The following is an 18,668-nucleotide window of genomic DNA, read 5'->3' as shown; positions in this document are numbered from 1 at the left end:
CGTGAGGGTATTCGAATGCATTGCTGCGGGTGGGACTTACGTCTCTACCCCCGTTATCCAGGCGAATCGTGACGCATTGTGGTGTGCCGCCTTTCAAGTCGACTCGCTCGACGGATTGTTCGATATGACCCCGGCAGACCACGCCATACCGGTTTTTGACGCAGCTATCGCACGCTTCAACGATGCCCCGGAGTCTCTGCGGCCCCTTGTTGCCGCCGACGACCCGATCGGATTGCGCGGAAACCGGAAAGCGCTCATCGGCATTCGCACGTTCCTCGCGCACAACGGAGGCACTATTTCCGGCGCTGTCGAACAAGAGGAGGTAATGCAGTGACGCAAATCTTCGAGCAAGTGTCCAGCACTGGCACCTACGTTCAGGTCGTGGCCGTTCAGGAGCCGTATAACGGTAACTTGTATCGCGCTGCTTTCGGTGTATCAACGTTGGACGGAATGTTCGATATGACGGCCGCCGCTGACGCGCTGCCGATTCTTGACGCTGCTATCGCGGTGATGGATGCGAACAAGGCGACCTGGAAATACACCTACACGGACCCGGCGGACCCCTCGCCGGTCGGCGTGAAATACAACCGCATGCGGAATGTTATCGCAGGCATGCGGAATTTCGCTGCAACGCAGGGCGGCACAGTAAACGGGGCTTTCACTGACCCTGCAAGCCCATGAGCTTTCTGATTCGACGCAATCTGCCACTGGCTTGGGCTGGATGGTATGACAGTTTTGATCGCGCCATCGAAAACCCTGTAAAGCGTCCATGGGTGCATCTTGGAGACGGCACCGTCGCTGACATCAATAGCCTGCATGAACTGCATATCCCGCAGAACTTCGGCACCGTGAACGGCGGCGGCGAATCTTACGAGTTCCAGCCATTCACACCGAACTGGGGCCTCGAATACGAGGTGTGGTTCCCTGTCGAGGGCTTGGCCGCGCAATCACTCGCTGTCTACTTCACGGACTCCTGGTCGAAGATCGGCGGCACATTCCTCAACTGCGTCGGCATCCGACTGATGCACGCCCCAGCCATCGGCGGAGACCTGATTCAGTACGTCGAGTTCGAGAACGTCATGACCGTCACCGGAACTCCTTTCGCCTGGTCTAGCCCGGTCGGCTACTTCGGTAACAGCATCACCCTCAAACTGTGGATCGAAAACGATGAATGGGTCAGAGTTTGGCTCAACAACATCTATGTCGGAAGCAAAATGATCAGCCCCACGTTCAAGCTCGGGCCTGGTCGTCGATGCGTACGGTTTCTCAACGGTGCGTTGTGTGATGCCTGGATTCGTTGGATCGACCACTATGACCGCACCAGTTCTATACCACCGAAAACGGTGTGGACGTCCATCTTTTACGACGACTTCAACCGCTCTGACGGTGTTGTCGACAACGGGTGGACACAGATCGGGACAGACGCCGCGATCCAAAACAACTCGTGGTCGACCACAGGCACGACCGACGGTTCCCGGGGCCTCATCCGCGACACCGGAATCACTGGCGGGAAAGTGCGCGTGGAGGCGACTGTTGGCGGCAATATCGGCCCCAACGGGAACGCGGACTCAAGCCTGGTTCTCTGCTCCAATGCGGCAGGAACACAGGGGCTGTCGGCGAACATTTTCAGCAACAAAGTATATCTCAGTCGCTTCTCGTCGGCCCTGTCGGGCAACCCGCCTACTTTCACGGATTTCGACTCCGTGACCAGCGGTGTCACCGTCACCAGCGGCGATGTGCTGGCGTTCTCCGTTCACGACGGAATCGGGTGGCTCGAAAAAAACGGCACCCCCATCTTGTATGCCGGGAACATTCACGGCGTCGTCCCCGCCACCAACTCATATGCGGGCCTTCGAGTAGAACGCGCCTCGTCGAACAACTCCAACAGTTGGAACGACGTCCGCATCTATTCCGGCATCTAACACCCATCAGGGGGTTTCATGGCAATCGGTAATAGGCCGGTCGTCGAAACGCTTGTGCTCGTCACCGGGCAGGACTTCGTTCACGACATCTACCCACTGCCCGGTGAAGAGATCCCGTCGGAAACCAGCGCGGAAATCATCTTCTACGACATGGCGGGCGATGTCCTCGGCACATGGACGGCGACAGTGTCGTCCTCATCGATCTCGTGGAATGTGTCGTACGCGTTGGCGGACACCATTTCCATTCCGGCTCGTTTCCGGCTCTACGTCCATTACTCGGACGGCAAAGATTTCTGCTGGTATCAGGGCTCAGTGGCCCGCGAAGGATAACGCACAATGGCTCTACCAAATGCAACCAAGCAGGCCGCCGCTGACGGTGTCAAAGGCGTTTCTACGGCCCCGTGGGTTTCTCTGCATACCGCGGACCCCGGCACCACTGGCGCTAATGAGGCGACCGGCGCTCCGTATGCGCGGGTGCAGGCCACGTGGGTGTCGGGTACTACTGGTGTGCTGACCGCCGCGTTGGTGGCTGTCCCCGCACCGGCCGGAACCTACACGCACGGCGGACTGTGGACCGCCAGCTCGGGCGGCACGTTCATCGGCGGCAACGCTTTGAGCCCGTCTGTGACGTTGGGCGGCACGGGCAGCATCAACATCACCCCCAGCTACACGCAGAGCTGACCATGGGGTTGCCTCGCCGATCATGGGCGCGGGCACCGCTTCCCGGCGCATCACGCGCGACCGCGTCACTTCCGCAAGGCACAGGGGCGCGTGTGCCCGACACCCTCGTGTACACGCCACCGCCGCACAGGCATCTGGTTGTGACCGGAGCTGGCGCGATCGGGCTCGCTGCGGCACCGGCCACGGATCTACCTGTGACCGGCTCGGGTGCGGTCGCGTTCGACGCGACGTCCGCGAACGCCGCTCTGGCGCTGACGTCGGAGGCGTTCCTTCAGTTCGGGTATGAAGCTGAACTGCGGACGGTGGGGTCGGGAACGATGGGGTTCACAACCGCCCCGACGGTCACCGCCGATGTCACCGGGACGGGAACACTGGCTCTGCCCGCTGCGCCTGCGTCGCCGCTGGCTCTGACCGGGTCTGGCGCGCTGGCAATGGCGGCTGCACCTGCACCGGGCTTGGCTGTCGCGGGCACTGGAACGTTCGGCTTCGTTGCGGCGCCGTCGTTCTCGCCGATGGGCATGGACAAGTCCGGAACAGGCTCGCTGACCGCCAACACCACGGCACTGATCACCGGCTGGGTGGCGCGTTCGGGCTACCCGAACACGGTCATCACCAGCAACGCGCTGGTGTCGGACGGCCCGTCGAGCGTCACGGTGCAGTGCAAGGTCACCTTGACTGGCGCCTGGAGCAATTCGACGGCGTTGACGCTGCGGGTGCTGAAGAACGGCACGCAGATCGGGACAGCGTCTATCCCGTTCAACGGGACATCGGCGACGTTTTCACCGATCTCTACGAGCCTCGCGCCTGGCGACACGATCAGCCTCCAATACACGACCCCGTTCGGGGCGAGCGGCACCGTCGCGGCTGGCTCGACCAGCACATACCTGTATTACGACGCCGCCTAACCACCCCCTGGGAGGGGAATAGTGACGACGCCTCTTTTCGATCCACCACCCCTGTACGTCCTTCCGGTGTCGTGGCATGGCGATCTGGTTGTCGACTTCGAAAATGTCGACCCAGACAGCGCTGACCCAGAGAACCCGACCCCGCTGGACTATGACGCGGGCGTGACGGCGTACCTGGACATCAAGACCACACCGGTGCAGAGATTCACGGCCACAATCACCGACTCCCATGCCGTTGTGCGGGTGGAGTCGGATGCCGCCGACGAGCTGCGCGACCACACCAAGTGGGCGTTCATCCTGTCGTATCCCGGCACACCCTCGACTGAGGTTGTGGTGGTCAACGGCACCATCCAACGCTACGACGGCAAGGCGGTCGAATAGTGCCCGCCGTCACGATCCGCGTATCCACCACCAAAACCGCCATCAGGCCGAGCGACGGCGCCCGCGTCGTCCTCGTCCCAACTCCGGGACCGCCCGGCCCCGCGGGGGAGATCGCTCCAGAGGACATGGAGCAGATCGCCGATGACGCAGCCGATCAAGTGCTCGCCGATCTCGAACCGCCCGTAACTCTCACTCTGCTGTTCGAAAACGGCCTGGCATAAGGACCACTGAATGTCCCTCGTTACTCAAGTCTCCGACCTCGCGACTCGCATAGCCACCGAAATCAAGACGGTCCGCACTGAGGTCGCAACCAAGACGGGCAACCTCGCCTCACTGACGACCACCGACAAGACCAACCTTGTTGCCGCGATCAACGAAGTTCAGTCCGAGGTCGGCGGCGGTGGTGCCACGAACCTCGCGGCCACACTGTCTTCGACCCAGACCGTCATCACCTCCGACACGGGCACTGACGCCACGATCCCCGCGGTTGATGGCACGAACGCCGGCGTGATGACGCCGACGATGAAGACGAAGCTGGACGGGATCGAGACCGCAGCGGATGTGACGGACGCGGCGAATGTCGGGTCCTCGATCCACGGTGTTTCGACGAAAGCGACCCCAGTTGCTGCGGACGCTGTCCCGCTGATCGACAGCGAAGCGTCGAATGTCCTGAAGAAGATCACGTACGCGAACCTGTCGGCCGCGGTGACTGCGCTGATTGTGGATTCGGCGCCGAGCACCCTGGACACCCTGAATGAGCTTGCTGCGGCGCTCGGTGATGACGCGAACTTCGCGACGACCGTCAGCACGGATCTCGGCAACCGGGTGCGTGTGGATACCGCCGCGCAGGGGCTGAACAGCACGCAGAAGGGCAATGCTCGCACGAACATCGACGTCTACTCGACAACCGATATCGGCAGCCCCACCACTGATTTCGTCGCGGTGTTCGAAGCTGGGCTGGTGTAGCCATGTCCCTCGCATCGCAAGTGAGCCTCCTCGCTGGAAGGATCGCGACCGAGTTCAACTCTGTTCGCACGACTTTGGCGACGAAGGCGAATACGAACGACGCGCGGTTCACAGATGCTCGCACGCCCGCAGCGAACACGGTCCCTTGTGACTTCGTTTTCGTGGCGATCAGTCCAGGCACTGTCCGGTCGACTACGGAAGATTGGACTGTCGGGCAGTATGTCGGCCGAGCGTTCACCTTGACGAAAGTGGTGTACCAGTTCGAAACAGCGGACAGCAGTGGTAGCACGTCAGCGGAAATCACGCGCAACGGTTCCCAAGTCGCCAGCTCCAACGTCACCGTGTCGGCCGCTAACCAGGTCGACGGCACCAGCACGGACGGGGCGCGCACCGCGAACCCGAACCAGTCTTTCGCAGTGGGCGACCGCATCAATCTGGCCTGCACAGCGATCGGCACTGGGCCAGGTAAAGGGTTGCGGGCCTACCTGTTCGGGACGTGGAACTGATGCACCTTTTGAAGAGTCCCAGGGATCTCTCGTATTGGTCTGACGACTTCAACCGCGCTGACGGCCCCCTGGACCTGACGATCTACGACTACTACACCGGCGGCTCGTACCTCAATATTCAGCCCAGGATTTTGAGCAACGCATGTAAAGCACCCGATCCGGGCACTGGCACAGTCCTCGGCAAGACGGCACCCAAGGTTCTGTTCCCCGGTTACAACCATCGTGTGGAGTTCACGCCGATCGAGGCCGCTAATGCGGTAGCCCAGTCGGGTCTGATTTGCCGCATGTCGAATGACGGCGCGAAGACGATGAACTTGAACATCGTAGACGCCTCCCACGCCGGTATTTCCAACTTCGATGGAGTGGTTCCGACCAACCGCACTTCGTATGACCGGACGTTGTGTGAAGTCGGTGACCGGTACGGATTCGAAGTGTACGGCAACGAATATGTCGCTTACCGGTTGCGTGCTGGCAAGCGACTGAACCTGACAGCCTACACCGATACCGGCTATACCCTGGTGCCGCAAGCCTCGCAGCGGTTCGGATTCTATGCGATTTCAGCGAACTCCAGCGGCACAAAATACTACGGCCCCGCCTTCGACAACTTCGAAGCATGGGACCTGCCCGACCGCGCGTCGGGAGATTTCATCGAATCCGGGTTGCAGAAGAACGGCTCTACCCAATCGTGGCCGACTTCGGCGACCTGGGTTGACCTGTCCGGTGTTGTCGCCCATTCGGGGTGTCCGGGATCCGTGATTGCCAGTAACGGGGTGACGGTACGCGGCAGTAAGGCGGCGGCGAACTTCTATGCGAAGGTGCCGTTCACTGGCGGGTCGTTCACTCGTACGCACACTATTCGTATCGTGCGTGTCAGCGATGGCGCGGTGATCGCGACAGGCGATGGGGTCACGTCGAACGCCAGCTCGTGCTTCTGCGAGGCGACGGCGGCGGTGGTCGACGGCGAGGTGTACAAGATCCAAATGAATTCGAACGGCTCAAGCGCCGGAACTGTCCCTGCTAGCACGGCCCTGTTGCAGATCACGTAAGGGCAAACAAGTCGGCCCCCGTCCTTTGAGGACGGGGGCCGCTTTCGGCGTTTCAGGGGCTTTGCGGGTTCGGTGGAGGCTGCGTGAACTCAGTCCACCGTGCGCCGTCGAACCAGCGCGTGACGCCTTGACTGTCCGGGTACCACCCTGGAGGGGGTGCCGCAGTGGGTGCGATGACAACTGGAGGTGGTCGTTTGTCGCCGACCCGGATCAGCGCCCGTACTATCAGGATGCCTAGGACGGCTGGCACAAGCATCGCGAAAAGAACCTCTAGGCCGCCGTCGCCGATCTGGCTGCCCACAACGACCAGTCCGACGATTGTCCCGATGATCGCCAGCCACAACCACGTATTGTTCAGTCGCTGGTCGTGTTGCTGATCCGTCATGGGTGTTGGTGGTGTCGGATTGCCGGGGCCGGCGCTTGGGTGTGGCCCTGGTTGCGGTGGCGGCTGAGACATGGATGGCCCCTGATGTCGGCAGTGTGCTGGTTCATCGCACCGGCATGGGCGCCGTTACGCGTTTGTCAGGGTAAAGCGTGTGGCGCGCGACTCGGAAGGGTATAGACCACGTTCCGTCCGGTCTGTTTCGCGCTAGTATTCGAACATGAGTGCGAACGATGAGCGTGTGGAGGGGTGGACACCAGCAACAACAAACGACCTGTGGGGCTTGACCGAACCACCAAAACATGTCTGGGTGCGACTCGACGCGCTGATGGTGCGCAACCCGGGTGTCCCGGTGCGCAAGAATGCGGCGGGCGTCGACATGACAGGGGAGGTGCCCGGTGTCCTGCTGCAATGGATCCCCACCGGCCTCGGCGACTGGCTGGGGCACGTCCACTACAAGGTGCGGTACATGGACGGCCGCGAACTCGACCTCCGCTGGCAGCTTGTGCCGGCGTATGCGCTGCGGCCCCGCGAGAAGGCGTGACGACTGTTTCTAGTAGCTGATGCTGCGGCGTGCGATGCCCGCGGTGAAGGCATCCCAGGCCGCGGCATTGAACACGAGCGCGAGCGCATCGGGGTTCTTCGAGTCTCGCACGCCGACGTAGCCGCCTGGAAAGAAGGCCACTTCAACACAGTCCCCGCTAGGCTGACTGTGGCTACTTTTGAACCATTCGGCGCCGCTGAGGTCAACACTCATCGAGAACTCCTCCGCTCCCTCACATGTTGAGGTCTCAGCTTACGTCGGCGGGGTGACAAGTCGCGGAAAACGGTAGGAGCCCCCTCCGATCCAGGGGGCTCCTTCGTCTGGGCTTCTATGCGGGGTGGTTGACCTCGCCGCCATTGAGATGGGTGGCGAACTTGTCCCAGGTGCTCGGGTTGAACACCAGAGCCGGACCCGCGGGGTTCTTGCTGTCCCGCACGCCGACCGAGCCGCCGTCGAGCCAGGCGACTTCCACGCATTCTTGGCTGCCTGAGCTGTGGCTGCTCTTGAACCACTTTGCTCGCGACAGATCAGCACTCACCGGGTTAACTCCTCTGCTATGTCGAGGATGAGACGGTGGCTAGCCTTCTCATCCAGCGCCGTACGCTGGATTTCAGCGTACGCGGTGCGGTATGGGGCAACCTTGTCCGCCGTATCCAGGTAGGCGGCTCCGGTAAACCCTTGGATGTACACCGTAGGGGGCTCTGTCAACTCCGCTGTGGCGTGAGGCGGGAAGTCGAGCAGAACGAATGGGCCAGTGATCGTGCCGACATGCATGCCAACGGAGAACGGCACGACCCGGACAGTGACATTCGGCAACTTGTCGGCTTCGACGAGGTGCTCCAACTGGTCGGACATCACTTCTGGCGGTCCGGCGGGTCGACGGAGCACGGCTTCGTCGACTAGAACGCTGACGCGGATCGGATGCTTGGTGCTGGTCAAACGCTCGACCCGCTTGGTGTGCAGCTCGATTCGCCGCTCAACCTCTACGGTCGCCATCGCGGGAAACTCGGTCCAGATGATCTGGCGCCGGTACTCGGGCGTCTGCAACAGGCCAGGCAGCAGCGACGGGTGATAGGCGCTGAACGACTGGGCGGCGTCTTCGAGTTGCATGTAGAGGTCGAAGTGCGGCGGGATCTGCTCGTCGTATTGGTGCCACCATGTGATGTGGCTGGCTTCCTCCGCCTCTTGGTGGAGTTGGCGGATGCGTTTGGCTTCCTCGCCTTTGAGCCGGTACAGCTTGCAGAGGGCGTCTATGTACACCTTCTTCAAGATGACGTTCTGCCCGGTTTCCATGCGCCAGATCGTCTGTGCGCCAACCTGTAGCTCGCGTGCGGCCTTGGCTTGGCTGACGTCGGCAGCTATCCGGTACTGCTTCAGTAATCGACCGAGCATGCGGCGTGGCACGGTCGATCCCGTTGTGGTGGTCATCCCCTCGCCCCTTCAGCGTGTATGCCTGATTGGAATGATTCTGTCACTGCTGTTTGGAAGACACGGCAGTTTCGTGGAAAACATCTGATTGGAATACTCCACGAAGCCTCTACCTCGTGTCTACTGGGAGTTGGCACTAGATGGCCGCAAGGACCCCGCCTCACTCGCGGAGTCTGGCTAGCCCGCGAAATCTACTGTGAGGCAGCGGTCCGTGGTCTCCGATCCAGACCGCGGTAGCCATCTAGTGCCCCCAGACGGTCCGCATGAAGGGAGGCGTGGGATGGCGCCCCGAACGGCAGTGCTCTATCTAGTGCAAGGGCTGAGCGCGAGAGCAAAAGCGGAGCTTAGCGCCCTAGCGAAGGATACGGCACAGACGCACGGCCTGGAGTTCGATCAGATCATCGTCGTACCCGATACGCATTCCGGGTCGCTTCGGTCTGCGCTGGAGTGGATGAGTTTCCACGACACTGCGTGCATGATCGTTCCGACACTGAAGCACCTGCCAGGCAAGGACGTTGGCCCTGTGCTGCGGCAGGCCGATCTGCTCACTTTGTTTCCGCTCGCCTCATACACGCAGCGTCTCGCGGTCGGTGCACGGTGATCGACAAGGATGTGGTGATCTTCGTGGACGCTGGCGCGAAGGGCGCTAGCGGTAACACGATAGGCGCGTTGACGGAGGCTGCACACAGTCTGGCGTTCGAAGAGAACTGGGCGGTTTGGGAAACGTTCGTGTTGCGGCCTGGTCGCGAGAACGCCTTCCAGATGATGATGAATTTCGTTCGCCGCGAGCGAGTCCAAGTCATCATCGTCCCCCATGTCGGACATATCCGGCTCGACGAAGCTCTCGATGTTTGCGATGTCATTGCTGCGGACACTCACGTGTTATATCGCCGCCACCCAGAGCCGTCGAATCTCGTGGTCCCGCACCTTCGAACCGTGCAGGTGTCATAGAGACTTCCCGTCTGCCGAGAGGACCCGCAAGGGTGGCGGACGGGTAAGAGGATGCCCCTGGTTCCGGTGCCGGTCCACAACCCAGCCGGACCGGGGGCGTCCGCAAATTCCCGGCGACACGACCTATTTCCGAACCTGCTGAGCAGCGGCTTCTGGGAGCCTGGGTGCGACACATCACCGGGAGAGAGGACAAGACGATGGGCAGCATCCGCAAAATGACCAAGGCCGAACTGCGGCAGCGCGACCGCGACCAGGAGAACCCCGCCTTCCTGGCGTGGGTTGCTCGCATGGACGCCGAATTGGAAGTGTTCTTCGCTGAAGATGCACCCGAGGTAGCCGCACTCGATGATCCATGGACGCGCGAAGGTTTGCGGCTGGCAACGCTCGCGGCGCGCCGCCAATTCTCCGACTACAAGCCGATCTTCTCACCAGAGCACCGGCCGCGCGCAGAGCGGTTCATGCGCTTCTTCGGCGAATTGTATCGGCATCAGTTCGGTGGCCGCTGGGCGAACGTGCCGGGCAACACGACTCGCGAGGTCGAGTTCTTCCCAGTGTTCGAAGGTCCCGTGCCAATCGGGTACCTGGACCCAGAAGCCCAGGTAATTGGTGCGTTCGTGTTGATGATCGGCAAACGCACGCCAGCGCACCCCGACGGGCAACCGGTGTGGGTGCTGGACAACATGACTCGCCGCGTGGAGCGGTGGATCGAAGTCGGCCGCCCGGACTACGACGAGTGGCAGAAAATCTCCCTGCAAGACATCTTCGACGGCAGGGTCTGAACATCATGAGAAGGCCATCATGGGGGATGAGAAACCCGACCGCCCGGACAAACTGACTCCCGCTCAGAGGGAGCAGTACGAAGACCGCTATATTCCGCGCAAGCTGGCTCGCGACGAGGTCCCGCGCTCACCCGACAAGTGGCGGGAGGCGTCGGCATCCTGGCGCGCGGAGTGGGTAGCCGGCAAAGCGTTCGAACGCGGCGCAGACATCATCTTCGGGCTGCCGCAAGCGGGGTGGCGGGCCGAGGTTCCGTACACCGCGCCAACTGGGCAGCAGATCAAGGTGGATCGCTATCTGGAACACGACGATCGCAAAGGCGGCCAGGCGCACAACCTTGAGATCAAGAAGGGTGATCTCAAGGAGCGCGACCTTGCCCAGATGCAGGGGTATCAGGCGAAGCTGGACGCAGGCGAGCACTTCACTCTACTGATGCGAGCCTCCAAACTGGAAGGTTTAAGTCCGCAAGCGAAGCAGCTGATCGAACATTTCAAGAAGACGTATCCGGAACAGTTCGTCCTGAAGGCCGCGTCAGAGAAGGCGTTCCAGAGGATCTTCGAGGCCGGGTACAAGGCTGTTCAGAAGGAGCAGGCCCAGAAACTGGAACAGAATCTGGGCAAGCTGGCCGCGCGTGAGGCGAACGGGCTGTCTATCGAGCAGATCGCGAAGGACTATCTCCGCGATATCGAGAAGGCTCGGGAGTTGGGGCAGCCGCTCGGCATTGACCAGATGCGGTTCATGAACGAAGCGTTGCGTGACATGGATCTGGCTCAGTCGAGGATCGATCTCGACCGCGCTAAGGAGGATCGTGAGGCGCTGGGTTTGCGCTACCACGAGTCCCGCGACGTCGAGAAGTATTTGGAGCTTCAGGCGCGGGACAAGGCGTATGAGCGTGCTGCGAGTATCGACCCGATCACGAGTGAGTTGATCGACCGGGAGCGTGAAGAGGTCGGCAAGGCCGCCCAGGAGGTTGGGGAGCGCATCCTTGACGCGCGCGAGCAGGGCGTGGATCTGGATTTGGACCGCCTCCGGCAGGACGGCCTCGCGCTCGGCAACGCCCTAGGGGCGGTGCAGAAGATGGAGCGCGACATGCATGATGCCGCCGCGAAGGCTGAGATCGAAAGAGGTATGCCCGAGAAGGACGCGCGGGCATGGGTGTATGCGCTGGATCTCCGCCAGGAACAGCAGGACCGTGACGCCCAACGGCTGATCGACGCCATCGCCGCGACCGCGCGGGAGGAGTCGGACAAGGCGCGCCAGGACGGCCCGGAGGCTGCGCAGGCTCAGCGGGAAGCGGAAAGGGCTCAGCGGGAAGCCGAGCAGCAGCGTGCGGTTCATCAGCGTGATATGGATCGGCTTCCGCCGGAGGTCGCGAACCTGCTGGATTTGAGTCAGGGCGAGGCTCCGTCTGCGGCGGTGGCGCGTCCCCCGGATGAGGACACGCCGCGGGTGCAGCGCGGGTACGGGTATGGCGGTCCGGAGCGTGAGCGAGAGCAGCGTCGGGATCGGTAGTTGCGTGTCGTGTATTGCACGAAGTAGCGTAGTGGCAACGCTACAGAGGATGGTTGTTATGGCTGACACGACTGTGCAGTGGCTGACCCGCCGTCAGGTCGCCGCGATGACGGGTTACTCGCCGCGCACGCTGGAGACGTGGGCTTTGTCGAAGCCGCGTCGTGGCCCGAAGTGCTTCAAGGTCGCCAACGTGTACCGGTATCCCGTGGACGAGGTGCGTGCGTGGATGGCCCAGCAGCAGCGCACCGCGGCGTAGCCCGTGCCTCAGGATTCGATGGAGCCGGGCGCGCTCCCGGAGCCGACGAAGCTGAATCCCGTGAAGGGTTCGGATGGTGTGTGGCGGTTGACGCGGGTGCGTCATCGCGCGTTCAACGGCACCTACGTGCGGACCTCCGGCTCTGGTCGGACGCGGAAGGAATGCCTGGCCGACTGGCACGAGCGGTTCGAACGCAACCGCCGCAAGGGCAGCGCGGGCAACGGCGGCGACCGTCAGGTGTTGAAGCTGACGGACAAGATGACGGTCGCCCTCGACGCCTACTACGCCCAGCAGGAGAAGAAGCTCGCGGCGGGGAAGATCACCGAACAGTCGCTGACGACGACCCACCGCGCGATCTACAAGGGCGAAGGGCTGAACTCGAAGCCTGATGCTTTGAAGCTGGCGAGGACGTTGGGCCGGTTGTCCATCGGCGAGGCCGGGACGCCCGCGTTCCTCGCTGACTACCTGGATGGCTTGGCTAAGGAGTGGCCTGGTGTAGCAGGACACCATTGGACGGTGCTGTCGGGGGTGTTCAAGATGCTGACACTGGCTGGCCTGTTCCAATACTCCCCGATGCTTCAGGTGCCGCGGCCGGAGTCTGGGGGTGGTAGTCAGCGGGCGTTGACTGCGGATGAACGTGAGGAGTTGTGCCCGATCATCGGGGGGCGGCAGAAGCGTGCGAAGTATCTGCTGCCGTTGGTGTTGCTGATGCTGGGGACGGGTGTTCGTCCGGGTGAGGCGCTGGCGGTGCGTCGCTGCGATCTGCGCGGGCTGGACGATGACGGCGTGGAGAACATCACGTTGCATGTGTGCGGAACTATGGTGGCTCGGAAGGGTGCGTATGTGCGTCAGCCGTACCGGAAGTCGGCGAAGAAGTCGAAGGTGTCGAACGACTTCTATGTGGTGTTGCCTCGCTGGTTGACGAGTGTGCTGCGGTTGTGGGTGAAGGAGCGCGGGGACATATCCGAGGAGGGTGCGTTGTTCATCTCGCTGCTCGGTGGTGTGGTGCGGTTGAGCACCGCGGATGACGCGCTTCGGAATGCCCGTGTGGGGACGTCGTTGGAGTGGATGCAGTTCGGCAACCTCCGAGACACCGTCGCGACGCATGTAAAGGGGGTGACAGGGGACTCGAAGCGTGCTAGTGCGCAGTTGGGGCATTCGGAGGGCGCGTCTATGGCGATGCGCCACTACATTGATGAGGACGGGTATGTGCACCCCGCGGTGGACAACTCTGATGCCTTAGAGTCTCTGTGTCCGAGGAATCTTGGAGCAAGGTTGGAATCCGGGGCTGATGTTTGGGTTTGGGAATGCCCCTGAGCTGCGAAGTAAGGTCTAAACCGTGCAGAGATGGCGAAGTCTGCACAGCGGTTTCTACTAGCCTGCGGAAACACGCTCAAAAAGGGGTTCTGAGCAGGCTTTTCGCGGTCCCGAGAACCCCGCTGCGCCCCCCTCCGCCCCGCTGCGCCCCGCGCTGTTTTCCGCTCAAAGTGACACTCAAAGTTGGACTGAACCCCGCTGCGCCCCGCTCGATTCCGACGGCTGCAACACCGCGCAGAACCGAACGACCCCACCACATTCCACGGCCACAGACACACCGCCGAAGCCCAGCCATACGCGTCCTGCGCGACGACGGTTCTGGCGCGGCGGCCACGCGACACACCGACCCGTTTCCCAGCACGCTCGTCCTTCAGTTAACCCGCCGCTTCGCCATCCACGCGTCAACAACCCCATACAAACCCGCGATCGACAACCCCGTCAGCATCGGCACCGCGGCGAGCGTGATGATGATGCCGTGGTTGTCGCGCAACACATGCGAATTGCACAGCAGCCACACCGCGGCCACGACCGCGTACACAACCCCGATGCCGCCGGCGAACACGAGCGCGATGAACGCCCGCCGATCGTTCTTGCGGGAGGCACGGAACACTTTCGCGGTCCCGGCGAAGATCAGCAAACAGGTCACCGCGAGGAAGGTGAGGAAGATCGCCGAGTACGCCGACGTCCAGCCGTCTTGCAACTCGAATTCGTCGTCGACCGGCAACCGGGCAGCGTCACCGAAACGTGACGTAACAACCAATGCCGTCACGGTGACAAATCCGTAGACGCTCCACACTCGCCGCCACCCGCGCGCGACCAGGACCCGCACGAACACCAGCCCGTACAGGTAGCAGGCGAAGGTCAGCAGCACGGTGTGAGCGAGGTCGGAGATGTTCTCACCCATAACGCCCGTCAAAGCGGGGTCTATCCGTCGGTCGCCGATCGTGGCGAGCGCCAGAGTGTAGGAGGCAGCGAGTGCAAGGAGGGCCAGCGTGAACAGCCGTGACCGTGGCGCCGTCCCCCAGATGGTTAGTCGCACAGAGGCGACGATGTACAACAATCCGACAACGACAACCACCATCGCATCATATGAAGATCTGTGCATGCGATGCGGAAGGTTTGCCGAACTGAGATTATTCGGAAAAGCCGAGCGCGGCCCGGAGTTCTTCCGCCGCACGTTGGGTGTCGGACGGCGGTTCGGTGTCGCGGCTCTCCTCGGCGGCTTTCAACAGTTGCCATGCCGTCGTGTCGAGCACGTCAGCGACGCGTTTGAGTTCGACGACGTTCCAGACTTGCGCGCCCTGCTCGCGGTCTCGGTAGGCGGTCTTGCCGAACCCGGTTTCCTCCCACACCGTCTTCTGGGTCTTCCTCACCGCGGCACGCTGCGCGGCGATGACCTTCCCCAGTACGCGGTTGAGTATCTCGGCCCGATCCACACCTCATTAAACCCCGCGGTGGGGGGTGCGTGCCCCCGGAACTGGGGACGGTTCAAGATTGTGCAAACTTGTAGCGTACAGACCTTGCGGTACCGGGAGGGGCGGTACTAAAGTGCAGTAGACACCGAGATAACTCGGATACCAGTCCGGTATAACGCGAAAGCCGAGACCCACGTCGGGGCGGGCACAGCCAAGCGCGAGCCGTCACGAAGGGGTGTAGGGCAATGGCTTTGGCAACTGGTCACAACACATTTCCATATACGGCCGCGGTCTCGCCGCCGTAGTGGGGGAGCAACCCTAGATCCCTCACCTTCACGAAAGAACCGGAACATGCCCGTTCCGGTTAAAACTAGGGGCTAAAGTCCTCTCCTTGGCCCTCTATCCTCAACCGGCAAACGTCCTGTTACCTACCTGACATATAGGGGACAGTCACGTGTCACAACCAAGGAACGACGGCTATGAAACCGAACCCACCCGACTACCACAGGTTCACCGCTACCTACATCGAGGAATCGGCACTCGATGGCCTCAGCCCACTAGGTATCACCATGTGTGAACCTGTCGGGACTGTTTCCTACTGGATCGACGCAGATGGTGATCTGTGGAAGCGTGTCGGCGAAATTCGCGTCGGCGACACTGGCGTCATCGAGGTCCGCCCCTACGTCGGGGCGACTGACTATGACAAGGGGTGGCTGTTCGGCGAGGGCTGCAAAGCTTTCCACTACCCGCCGTCCGACGCCACTCACTGGTCGCGCCACGATACAGGCGCCTATTGGGATTGCCGACTGAGCCTCTTGGTGTACATGGTGTTGGACGCGGAGGTCTCGCACCATGAGCAGGCGCCGATGGCAGGAACAGCAGCGTAGCCAGCGCACATAAGACGGTGGCCGATTCCCCAGGTCGGGGGGAATCGGCCACCTTTTTCGCGCCTACAGGGCGATCAGTCGTTCTTCTCGCGTGCCATTGGTGTCTTGCGGGGTCTGCGGCCACGCCCAGAGGGTGTGGCGTCCTGGTCGCTGTCTGTGGCCCGCAACGGAGTCGGCTCGGCAAGTTCCAATGCATCATCTGGGAGGAGGCGTTCGCGGATGATGTCGAGAAGTTCAGCGTTCTTCAGGGTGCGGCTGTCGGCGATCGGTGGCGCGGAGTAGGCCAGCTGTTCCGCGGTGGCGTACCCGGCTTTGATGAACACTTCGGCGAGGGGCCGGCGGAAGTAGTTGGCTATCGCGTGTACTGCTTCGAGGTTGGGTTGGGCGCCTCGTGCCCATAGTCCGGGGGTGGATTTGGCGACGCCGATGGCTTCGGCGACGGCTGCGTTGCTGGGGACGTTTTGTACTTCCATTAGGAGCTGGACATATCGCCACCAGTCGGTGGGTTCTTCCATCGGGGGAGTCAAGGTGACGCCTTCCTGTGTTGCGTCTGCTGTACGGCCGCCCTGTTTTGGTGGAGTGTGGGCGCGGTTCCGGTGGATCGATGGTAACGAGTGTCAGCACTACTGGGAACAGTGCAGCCTACACTCAGAAAGTGACACGGGTCACAGTACTGCGTAAAGGTGCAGCTTAAACCTACCGGTCCCATTCTAAACGTGGTATTCGCCTCCCGCCCCTTTGGCGCTCGTAGCACTTGCCACGACAGTTGCGTGCAGGCTACGATGTAGCGTAGTCACTACACAACAGCGTGTCCTGAACGCGCACAGCGAAACAACACCAAGACACGCAAAAGGCCCGCCCCCACTGGCATGAGGACGGGCCGAGCACACCACGCACGAAAGGCGACCGTGGCATGTCCAAAACCAATCATACGACCACACCCGAACCGCGCCCACCCACCCTCATCGACAACGTGATCGCCTACGCGACCGTCGCCGCATTCGGTGGACTCATCGGCGCCACAGCATGGCTCATCGACTGGGCCAACGCACTCCTCGCCTGGAGCATCGGATGAACAACCGCGAATGGCTTGAAGCCCGCCTCACCGTCTACCCAGACCTGCTCCAGGGCTCGGACGAATGGCTTGCGCAACGACGCGGAATCGTCACCGCATCCGTCATCGGCGATCTCATCGCCACCCACAAACTCTCCGCGATCGACTACACCTGCCCCGCATGCGACGCGACAGCGAACCAGCCGTGCCGCAGCAAGATCAACGCCGAAGCATCGATCAAGACACTGCACCCAGAACGCGCAGAAGTCGCTCGCCGCACCAACATCATCACCCTCGCAACCGCCAACAACGACACATCACGCAGCCTCACCGCACTGCTCGTCGCCGAACGCATCACAGGCTGGACTGACCCCACCTACATAGGCGACGACATGCTCCGCGGCATCGAAGACGAACCACGCGCCCGCGACGTCTACAGCGAGCACTACGCCCCCGTCCAAGAAGCCGGATTCATGGTCCGCGAACGGGGCGGCATCCGAATCGGCTACTCCCCAGACGGACTCGTCGGCGCCGACGGACTCATCGAAATCAAATCCCGACGCCCGAAAATCCACCTCGCGCACATCCTCTCCGGACAGCCACCAGCAGATGTCATGGCGCAGCTGCAATGCGGTCTACTCGTGTCCGGCCGCAAGTGGATCGACTACATCTCCTACTGCGGCGGCATGCCCCTCTGGCCCGTACGCATCTACCCGGATCAGCGCTGGTTCGACGCCATCATCGCCGCCGTCACCAGCTTCGAAACCAACGCCGCCGACATGATCCGCCGCTACCACCAGGCGGTCGACGGCCTGCCCGAAACCGAACGAATCATCGAAATGGAAATGGTGCTGTGACATGACCGACCACCTGGACATCTCGTCCACAATCGAAGCCAAGTCTGACCAGGTCAACGCAGATGATCTCATCGCTGGCCCCCGCACCGTAACCGTCGAAAAGGTCAGCAAAGGCTCCGCCGAACAGCCAGTGAACATCCACCTGATGGAGTTTCCCGGCCGACCCTTCCGCCCCTCCAAGACTGTGCGCCGCATCCTCGTTGCAGCCTGGGGGGCGGACGCCGCGAACTACTCCGGACGACGAATGACGATCTACCGCGACCCGACCGTGAAGTTCGGCGGCCAGGAGGTCGGCGGCATCCGCGTCAGCCACCTCTCGCACATCGACAAACGGCTCACCCTCGCCCTGACTGTCACTCGGGGCAAGCGGGCACCGTACGTCGTCGAGCCACTGCCGGCCGGACCACCAAGGATCACCGACGCGCAAGCGAACGAGATCGCAGCGGAAATCGAGAAGGCCCGCGACCGTGCCTCGCTCGACGCGATCGGCGCGCAGCTGAAGACGTTCGACCTGGGACAGCATCGGACCCGGCTGGTGCAGCTCTGGAAGGGCCGAGCCAACACCCTCAGTGACGAGGAGAAGGTGCCGCCTGAAGTCGACGACGGCGTAACCGACGCACCCTCCGACTACTACGGCGACGGCATGTTCCCGCCGGACCTGGAGGCGTAGTCGTGCTCCCGCCTATTGACGGCAACTGGCTCGTGTTCCCAGAGCATGGGGCACGGGCCGGGGAGGGCGGCGACGCCTACGAAGTCATGAACTTCGGAACCGAAGAACTCGCCGCGCTCCGTGAAGCCAACCGCCGCGACGGCTACCGCGCCGTCTACGTCCTGCCCGGCCAAACCATCCTCGAAGCCTGGGAGAAACAGCGTGACTAGCT

30 protein-coding genes are annotated in these 18,668 nt (G+C 62.1%); 23 read left to right on the top strand and 7 right to left on the bottom strand.

From position 1 onward, the window contains the following. The first annotated feature begins 1 nt into the window (after nucleotide 1). From NNI01S_RS34860 to NNI01S_RS28425, 11 genes are all read left to right on the top strand, one after another. Nucleotides 2-334 (top strand): hypothetical protein, encoded by a 333-nt coding sequence (locus tag NNI01S_RS34860; RefSeq protein ID WP_157115043.1) that lies wholly within the window; start codon nucleotides 2-4, stop codon nucleotides 332-334. Then, entirely contained in the window at nucleotides 331-681 is a 351-nt protein-coding gene (locus tag NNI01S_RS28470; RefSeq protein WP_063023775.1) for a hypothetical protein, read from the top strand. Before NNI01S_RS34860 ends, NNI01S_RS28470 begins: the two co-directional genes overlap by 4 nt. After that, nucleotides 678-1,922, top strand: coding sequence for a hypothetical protein (locus NNI01S_RS28465; protein ID WP_157115042.1), 1,245 nt, complete (start codon nucleotides 678-680; stop codon nucleotides 1,920-1,922). Before NNI01S_RS28470 ends, NNI01S_RS28465 begins: the two co-directional genes overlap by 4 nt. An 18-nt stretch (nucleotides 1,923-1,940) precedes the next feature. After that, complete coding sequence (locus NNI01S_RS28460) at nucleotides 1,941-2,252, top strand: LtfC-like domain-containing protein (RefSeq protein WP_157115041.1); 312 nt, start codon at nucleotides 1,941-1,943, stop codon at nucleotides 2,250-2,252. 6 nt (nucleotides 2,253-2,258) lie between these two features. Continuing rightward, nucleotides 2,259-2,603 (top strand): phage tail fiber protein, encoded by a 345-nt coding sequence (locus NNI01S_RS36700; protein WP_063023769.1) that lies wholly within the window; start codon nucleotides 2,259-2,261, stop codon nucleotides 2,601-2,603. A gap of 194 nt (nucleotides 2,604-2,797) precedes the next feature. Next, nucleotides 2,798-3,508: a hypothetical protein gene (locus NNI01S_RS28450; RefSeq protein ID WP_063023767.1), complete on the top strand. Its 711-nt coding sequence runs from the start codon at nucleotides 2,798-2,800 to the stop codon at nucleotides 3,506-3,508. 21 nt (nucleotides 3,509-3,529) lie between these two features. Beyond that, on the top strand, nucleotides 3,530-3,889 hold the full coding sequence (locus tag NNI01S_RS28445) for an LtfC-like domain-containing protein (RefSeq protein ID WP_157115040.1): 360 nt from the start codon (nucleotides 3,530-3,532) through the stop codon (nucleotides 3,887-3,889). Next, a complete protein-coding gene (locus NNI01S_RS28440) occupies nucleotides 3,889-4,110 on the top strand; it encodes a hypothetical protein (RefSeq protein WP_063023763.1) in 222 nt (73 codons plus the stop codon). Before NNI01S_RS28445 ends, NNI01S_RS28440 begins: the two co-directional genes overlap by 1 nt. A gap of 10 nt (nucleotides 4,111-4,120) precedes the next feature. Continuing rightward, nucleotides 4,121-4,855 (top strand): hypothetical protein, encoded by a 735-nt coding sequence (locus NNI01S_RS28435; RefSeq protein WP_063023761.1) that lies wholly within the window; start codon nucleotides 4,121-4,123, stop codon nucleotides 4,853-4,855. Between the two features lie 248 nt (nucleotides 4,856-5,103). Beyond that, nucleotides 5,104-5,361 (top strand): hypothetical protein, encoded by a 258-nt coding sequence (locus tag NNI01S_RS35490; RefSeq protein WP_169813030.1) that lies wholly within the window; start codon nucleotides 5,104-5,106, stop codon nucleotides 5,359-5,361. After that, a complete protein-coding gene (locus NNI01S_RS28425; RefSeq protein WP_063023757.1) occupies nucleotides 5,352-6,407 on the top strand; it encodes a hypothetical protein in 1,056 nt (351 codons plus the stop codon). Before NNI01S_RS35490 ends, NNI01S_RS28425 begins: the two co-directional genes overlap by 10 nt. Nucleotides 6,408-6,459: 52 nt before the next feature. Here the strand turns inward: NNI01S_RS28425 and NNI01S_RS36195 are convergent, their stop codons facing one another. Then, on the bottom strand, nucleotides 6,460-6,663 hold the full coding sequence (locus tag NNI01S_RS36195) for a DUF2510 domain-containing protein (RefSeq protein WP_245676406.1): 204 nt from the start codon (nucleotides 6,661-6,663) through the stop codon (nucleotides 6,460-6,462). Between the two features lie 346 nt (nucleotides 6,664-7,009). Here NNI01S_RS36195 and NNI01S_RS28420 point away from each other — a divergent pair, with 346 nt between their 5' ends. Further along, nucleotides 7,010-7,333, top strand: a complete 324-nt coding sequence (locus NNI01S_RS28420; protein ID WP_157115038.1) for a hypothetical protein — start codon at nucleotides 7,010-7,012, stop codon at nucleotides 7,331-7,333. A 9-nt stretch (nucleotides 7,334-7,342) separates the two neighbouring features. Here the strand turns inward: NNI01S_RS28420 and NNI01S_RS28415 are convergent, their stop codons facing one another. From NNI01S_RS28415 to NNI01S_RS28405, 3 genes are all read right to left on the bottom strand, one after another. After that, nucleotides 7,343-7,546, bottom strand: coding sequence for a DUF397 domain-containing protein (locus NNI01S_RS28415; RefSeq protein ID WP_063023753.1), 204 nt, complete (start codon nucleotides 7,544-7,546; stop codon nucleotides 7,343-7,345). 115 nt (nucleotides 7,547-7,661) lie between these two features. After that, complete coding sequence (locus tag NNI01S_RS28410) at nucleotides 7,662-7,871, bottom strand: DUF397 domain-containing protein (RefSeq protein ID WP_063023751.1); 210 nt, start codon at nucleotides 7,869-7,871, stop codon at nucleotides 7,662-7,664. Then, a complete protein-coding gene (locus tag NNI01S_RS28405; protein WP_063917699.1) occupies nucleotides 7,868-8,761 on the bottom strand; it encodes a helix-turn-helix domain-containing protein in 894 nt (297 codons plus the stop codon). Before NNI01S_RS28405 ends, NNI01S_RS28410 begins: the two co-directional genes overlap by 4 nt. 280 nt (nucleotides 8,762-9,041) lie before the next feature. Here NNI01S_RS28405 and NNI01S_RS28400 point away from each other — a divergent pair, with 280 nt between their 5' ends. The 6 genes from NNI01S_RS28400 to NNI01S_RS28375 all read left to right on the top strand — a co-directional run bounded on the left by NNI01S_RS28400 (nucleotide 9,042) and on the right by NNI01S_RS28375 (nucleotide 13,574). Beyond that, nucleotides 9,042-9,362 (top strand): hypothetical protein, encoded by a 321-nt coding sequence (locus NNI01S_RS28400; protein WP_157115037.1) that lies wholly within the window; start codon nucleotides 9,042-9,044, stop codon nucleotides 9,360-9,362. Next, a complete protein-coding gene (locus NNI01S_RS28395; RefSeq protein WP_063023745.1) occupies nucleotides 9,359-9,712 on the top strand; it encodes a hypothetical protein in 354 nt (117 codons plus the stop codon). The genes NNI01S_RS28400 and NNI01S_RS28395 overlap by 4 nt, the downstream gene beginning before the upstream one ends. Before the next feature lie 215 nt (nucleotides 9,713-9,927). After that, the gene (locus NNI01S_RS28390; protein ID WP_157115036.1) at nucleotides 9,928-10,491 is read left to right on the top strand and encodes a hypothetical protein; all 564 of its coding nucleotides are present in this window, start codon (nucleotides 9,928-9,930) and stop codon (nucleotides 10,489-10,491) included. A gap of 19 nt (nucleotides 10,492-10,510) precedes the next feature. After that, nucleotides 10,511-12,001, top strand: a complete 1,491-nt coding sequence (locus NNI01S_RS28385; protein ID WP_063023741.1) for a hypothetical protein — start codon at nucleotides 10,511-10,513, stop codon at nucleotides 11,999-12,001. Nucleotides 12,002-12,059: 58 nt separating this feature from the next. Beyond that, nucleotides 12,060-12,257, top strand: a complete 198-nt coding sequence (locus NNI01S_RS28380) for a helix-turn-helix transcriptional regulator (RefSeq protein ID WP_157115035.1) — start codon at nucleotides 12,060-12,062, stop codon at nucleotides 12,255-12,257. An 18-nt stretch (nucleotides 12,258-12,275) separates the two neighbouring features. After that, nucleotides 12,276-13,574, top strand: a complete 1,299-nt coding sequence (locus NNI01S_RS28375; RefSeq protein ID WP_084489369.1) for a tyrosine-type recombinase/integrase — start codon at nucleotides 12,276-12,278, stop codon at nucleotides 13,572-13,574. Between the two features lie 370 nt (nucleotides 13,575-13,944). On the opposite strand, the gene NNI01S_RS28370 is transcribed toward NNI01S_RS28375, so the two are convergent. Next, on the bottom strand, nucleotides 13,945-14,631 hold the full coding sequence (locus NNI01S_RS28370) for a hypothetical protein (RefSeq protein WP_157115033.1): 687 nt from the start codon (nucleotides 14,629-14,631) through the stop codon (nucleotides 13,945-13,947). Between the two features lie 76 nt (nucleotides 14,632-14,707). After that, complete coding sequence (locus NNI01S_RS28365; RefSeq protein WP_063023733.1) at nucleotides 14,708-15,010, bottom strand: hypothetical protein; 303 nt, start codon at nucleotides 15,008-15,010, stop codon at nucleotides 14,708-14,710. A gap of 458 nt (nucleotides 15,011-15,468) precedes the next feature. Here NNI01S_RS28365 and NNI01S_RS28360 point away from each other — a divergent pair, with 458 nt between their 5' ends. Then, on the top strand, nucleotides 15,469-15,876 hold the full coding sequence (locus NNI01S_RS28360; protein WP_157115032.1) for a hypothetical protein: 408 nt from the start codon (nucleotides 15,469-15,471) through the stop codon (nucleotides 15,874-15,876). A 74-nt stretch (nucleotides 15,877-15,950) separates the two neighbouring features. Here NNI01S_RS28360 and NNI01S_RS28355 read toward each other — a convergent pair whose 3' ends face one another. Further along, nucleotides 15,951-16,391 carry a hypothetical protein gene (locus NNI01S_RS28355; protein ID WP_157115031.1) on the bottom strand — a complete coding sequence of 147 codons (441 nt, stop codon included), beginning with the start codon at nucleotides 16,389-16,391 and terminating at the stop codon, nucleotides 15,951-15,953. Between the two features lie 398 nt (nucleotides 16,392-16,789). Here NNI01S_RS28355 and NNI01S_RS34855 point away from each other — a divergent pair, with 398 nt between their 5' ends. Genes NNI01S_RS34855 through NNI01S_RS34850 form a run of 4 tightly spaced genes read left to right on the top strand, consistent with a single transcriptional unit; the run spans nucleotide 16,790 to nucleotide 18,666 of the window. Then, the gene (locus NNI01S_RS34855; RefSeq protein ID WP_157115030.1) at nucleotides 16,790-16,951 is read left to right on the top strand and encodes a hypothetical protein; all 162 of its coding nucleotides are present in this window, start codon (nucleotides 16,790-16,792) and stop codon (nucleotides 16,949-16,951) included. Beyond that, the gene (locus NNI01S_RS28350; protein WP_063023727.1) at nucleotides 16,948-17,787 is read left to right on the top strand and encodes a YqaJ viral recombinase family protein; all 840 of its coding nucleotides are present in this window, start codon (nucleotides 16,948-16,950) and stop codon (nucleotides 17,785-17,787) included. Before NNI01S_RS34855 ends, NNI01S_RS28350 begins: the two co-directional genes overlap by 4 nt. 1 nt (nucleotide 17,788) lies before the next feature. After that, entirely contained in the window at nucleotides 17,789-18,457 is a 669-nt protein-coding gene (locus NNI01S_RS28345; protein ID WP_245676403.1) for a hypothetical protein, read from the top strand. 2 nt (nucleotides 18,458-18,459) lie between these two features. Next, the gene (locus NNI01S_RS34850; RefSeq protein WP_157115029.1) at nucleotides 18,460-18,666 is read left to right on the top strand and encodes a hypothetical protein; all 207 of its coding nucleotides are present in this window, start codon (nucleotides 18,460-18,462) and stop codon (nucleotides 18,664-18,666) included. Nucleotides 18,667-18,668 lie beyond the last annotated feature (2 nt).

The organism is Nocardia niwae NBRC 108934 = DSM 45340, from assembly GCF_001613465.1.
GTDB classification, from domain to species: Bacteria; Actinomycetota; Actinomycetes; order Mycobacteriales; family Mycobacteriaceae; genus Nocardia; species Nocardia niwae.
The sequence above is the reverse complement of the archived record's forward strand: the minus strand, read 5'-3'. Positions and strand labels throughout refer to the sequence as shown.